The organism is Candidatus Binataceae bacterium (assembly GCA_036495685.1).
GTDB lineage: Bacteria > Desulfobacterota > Binatia > Binatales > Binataceae > JAFAHS01.
Genome location: DASXMJ010000057.1, coordinates 1 through 2,573 on the forward strand (window position 1 = coordinate 1; position 2,573 = coordinate 2,573).

The 2,573-nt window shown below is 61.0% G+C and carries 3 protein-coding genes; 1 reads left to right on the forward strand and 2 read right to left on the reverse strand.

Going from position 1 to position 2,573, the window contains the following annotated elements:
* Positions 1-301 (reverse strand): hypothetical protein (locus VGI36_06840; protein ID HEY2484847.1); only part of this gene is annotated, 301 nt, incomplete at its 3' end.
* A gap of 134 nt (positions 302-435) precedes the next feature.
* A complete protein-coding gene (locus VGI36_06845) occupies positions 436-639 on the reverse strand; it encodes a hypothetical protein (protein ID HEY2484848.1) in 204 nt (67 codons plus the stop codon).
* A 692-nt stretch (positions 640-1,331) separates the two neighbouring features.
* Between VGI36_06845 and VGI36_06850 the strand changes: the two genes are divergently transcribed.
* A partial coding sequence (locus tag VGI36_06850; GenBank protein HEY2484849.1) for a PAS domain S-box protein occupies positions 1,332-2,573 on the forward strand: 1,242 nt, incomplete at its 3' end.

Here is a 2,573-nt window from a genome sequence, read left to right on the forward strand (position 1 = left end):
TCAGCTGACGGGCAAGCCATTCCGCATTGGGATGGGCTGTCACACCCAGCCACAGAAGCTCGCGGCGTGACTGCCGCAGGATGAGAAGTCCATACAGAAGCCCAAACGAGATCGTCGGCACCACGAACATGTCGATCGACGCGATGGCGTCGGCGTGGTTGTGAACAAAGGTCCTCCAGCCCTGCGACGGCGGCCGTCGTCTTTTCGCCATGTACTTCGCCACGGTGGTCTGGTCGACATCCATGCCGAGCTTAAGGAGTTCACCGTGGATGCGGGGAGCGCCCCATAGCGGATTCGCCACGCTCATCTCACGAATGAGTTGGCGAATCGCATCAGGTGTCCTGGGTCGACCGCCGCGCGGCTTCCATTTCCAGTGCCACCAGGCTCGGAACCCAGCGCGATGCCATCTGATGATGGTCTCCGGCTTGAGGATTTTCACCGCGTCCAACACGTCGGGGGCCAGGTGAAGAGCCCCGCAAACACCAGGCGATCGATATTGCTGACGGCAACCCGCTTGGGCGCCCTACGCCTCAGCACATTGAGCTGATGCCGAAGGGCGAGAACTTCGGTTTGCAAGGCTGCGCGCGACCGGAACAGCCCGGCCCCGGCGTACCAGATCAACTTGAGGAGATCGCCCATCGCCGTGATTATCGGCCGATTCGCAGGCAATCGACAGCTGTTTTGGGTTTACGGTAGGTACAAGGGGGCCGTAGGGCCACAAGGGGCTTGACGCGCAGCCGCGAACAGCGAGCCACATCGCCCCGGTGTGGCGTGTGGCCGATGCCCGAGGGCCCTTCCGAACTCTATTGAGCTGTCCTGAGCCGCACGGCCACTAGGTCACCAGACTGTCCACGGTCTCCCGAGGGCGAGGCACCGCTGGCACGACCGGCCGATCAGCGAACCCAACGCCCTTCCCACTGATCCCCCAGGGCGATACCATTAGCGTGATGTCGCGTAGACCGGGCGTGCTAAATGATTTGTTAATGATTTGTTACGGTGCCAATTTTGAACATTGAGGATTACAGATGAGACGGCGCGAATTCATTGCGGGGCGCGGTGGCTTGGACGCCAGCCGCGCTAGAGGGTGATTGATCTCCGCGCCGAAGCTGCGGCCGTCAGCGCGATGGCGAGTGGATCGCAACAGGGCCGTCAGGGGCAGTTCGAAGCGCCCGATGCTAACCAGACAGAACGCCGCCGATTTGATCTGCGAGCACGGCCTCCACAGATGCGACACTTTACCCAAGCGATTGGCGGCCAACCTTGTCGAGTACCGGAAATGCACTAGTTGTTGGACGGACGGGGATGCGCAACCGGGGTGAGATGCGGGTGAGATGCCGTTCAAACCGGGTGAGATGCCGGTCAAGACGCGTTCGATGCTGCGGGATTCGATCGGTTCAGTCTCAAGCCTATCACTGCCGGTGGCATCGACGGCGACGCGGCATTGCGTCACGCGCAAAGAGCGTCACAACGCCCAGCTAGCCGCGGTCGTTGCTGCCTCTGACGATGCCATCATTAGCCTGGGAACCGACTTTGTGGTCCAAAGTTGGAACGCTGGCGCGCAGCGGATGTTTGGCTACGGCGAAGCTGAGGCGATTGGGCATAGGCTCACCGAACTGATTATTCCCGAAGTCGACAAGGACGAGAGCGCGGCCATTCTCGCGACCGTACTGAACGGTCAGACAGTCCTGAAAGAGCTGCTGCGCCGGCACAGGGACGGTCATCTGGTTCCGGTGGAAATCAATACCTCGCCCATCCGCGGTCGCTCGGGCAGGGTGATCGGCACATCCGTCATCTATCGAGATATCAGCGAGCGCCGGCGCGCCAAAGAAACCCGACGAGCACTTGCCGACAGCGAAGCACGGTTCCGCGTCACGTTCGAGAACGCGCCTGTCGGTATCGTAAACGTCGCCCCTGACGGCAGGTTTCTCAGGGTCAACGAAGCGGCGTGCCGCCTTTTCGGCTATTCAGCCGATGAACTCACAACCAAGCCGTACCTGGACATCATCCACCCGGACGATCTCGCGGCCAGTGTTGCACGTCTTGAGGAGATCCGCCTCGGCATCGACTGCTATGACGCGACGGATAAACGCTTCCTGCACAAGGACGGGACGATCGTCTGGGCCAGGGGGACCGTCAGCTGCGTGCGCAAGAGCGATGGGTCAATCGACTATCTCGTCGGCGTGGTCGAGGACATAACCGCGCGCAAAAGGGCGGAGGAGGACTTGCGCAAGAGTGAGGAGCGCTTCAGGTCCTCAGTGCTCCTCTCGCCACTGCCGACCCTCCTATACGACGATCGGGAGCAAATCCTTGCCCTCAGCCAGAGTTGGCTCCAAGGAAGCAGCTACTCGGCGGAGGAACTGCGCCGCGTCGAGGACTGGACGGCTCGCGCTTACGGTGAACGCTCGAGCGAAGTACTGGAGTATATCCGTCGAATCATTTCGACGGAGCCTCAGGCACAGCTGGCTGAAATGACGATCCGCACCAAAGACGGCCGCGAGCGCCTTTGGACCTTTGCTTGCTCTGCTCTAGGAACCCAATCCGATGGACGACGCCTTTTTCTTTGCGTCGCCCAA